Raw genomic sequence first — 1215 nt, 5'->3', positions numbered from 1 at the left:
CGGCAGGACCGGCCGCCGCCACCCCGGCACGGGTCACATCGGTCGGACGTTGTCCGCCTGCGGCCCCTTCTGTCCCTGGGTCACGTCGAACTCGACCTTCTGGCCCTCGGTCAGCTCCCGGTAGCCACTGCTCGCGATGGCCGAGTAGTGGACGAAGACGTCCGGGCCCCCACCATCCTGTTCGATGAAGCCGAAGCCCTTTTCCGAGTTGAACCACTTCACGGTGCCGGTTGCCATGCGTTCTCTCTCCCTGTTCCAGGCGGGCGACCGCCGGCTCCACGCCGGTGGCCGCCCGATACCTTCCCGACAGTAACCGGTGAATAGCGGATTTGCCGGGCGAAGCGCCTCAGGGAGTGGCGGCGGAACGATCCGGGCGGTGCGGAGACGGCTCAGGGATGACCCGGAGCACACCGCGCGCAGTGTGGGGAGAATCCCGATGTCCACACCGGCGGTCAGGCAATAGCGTACGAGGCATGGCAAACCAGTTGGCCCAGGTCGGAGAACTTCCCGTCGCCCTGTTGATGGCGGTGCTCGGGGTGGTCATGGTCTTCGACGCGGTCCCGCTGTTCGGCGTCCTCGTCCCCGGTGACGTGGCGATCCTCGCCGCTGTGGCGGTCGGCACTCCCCGTACCGGGCTGGCGACCTTCGTCGCCGTGGTCGTCGGGTGCCTGGCCGGATGGTCCCTGACCTTCCTCGTGGGCCGGCGGTGGGGCGCGGTCCTGCGCCGCAGCCGCGTCGGCGGTTGGGTCGGGGAGACCCGCTGGGCCACCGCGGAGGGCATCCTGCGCCGCAACGGTGGCCGGCTGGTGCTGGTCGCCCCGTTCCTGCCGGTGTTCAACGCGCTGCTGCCGCTCGCGGCCGGCGGCCTGAACATGTCGTACCCGCGCTTCCTCGGCTTCGCCTCGCTCGGTGCGGGCGCGTGGGCCGGGCTCTACCTGGCGGTGGGCACCGCGTCGCGGTCGCTGGCCGGGCTGCTGCCCGGTGGCGCCAGCCCGATGCTGATCACGATGGCCGGCGGCCTGGTGCTGGCCGCACTGGTGCTGCTCGGCGTGCGGCGCCGGCTGCGTGAGGTCACACCCTGACCGTGCGGACACCGGTCCGGAGCGCCACGTGTTGTTGGATCCGTGCGGGGTGCGCCAGGCGCGGGCCCGGCGCACCCACGAGGGGCATCGCCGTGATCCGCGCCCGGCGGCGCGATCTGCCCCGGCCTCACCA

General features: G+C 71.9%; 2 protein-coding genes. One reads left to right on the top strand and one right to left on the bottom strand.

Annotation, left to right across the window (positions count from 1 at the left end):
* Nucleotides 1–33: 33 nt before the first annotated feature.
* Nucleotides 34–237, bottom strand: coding sequence for a cold-shock protein (locus EYA84_RS32060; RefSeq protein WP_111219891.1), 204 nt, complete (start codon nt 235–237; stop codon nt 34–36).
* A 236-nt stretch (nt 238–473) separates the two neighbouring features.
* Between EYA84_RS32060 and EYA84_RS32055 the strand changes: the two genes are divergently transcribed.
* Complete coding sequence (locus EYA84_RS32055) at nt 474–1082, top strand: DedA family protein (protein WP_131057880.1); 609 nt, start codon at nt 474–476, stop codon at nt 1080–1082.
* Nucleotides 1083–1215 lie beyond the last annotated feature (133 nt).

Origin of the sequence: Verrucosispora sp. SN26_14.1 (assembly GCF_004307965.1) — a bacterium.
Lineage (GTDB): Bacteria > Actinomycetota > Actinomycetes > Mycobacteriales > Micromonosporaceae > Micromonospora.
Note: the sequence above shows the minus strand (reverse complement) of the source record. Positions and strands in the feature narration are given on the sequence as shown.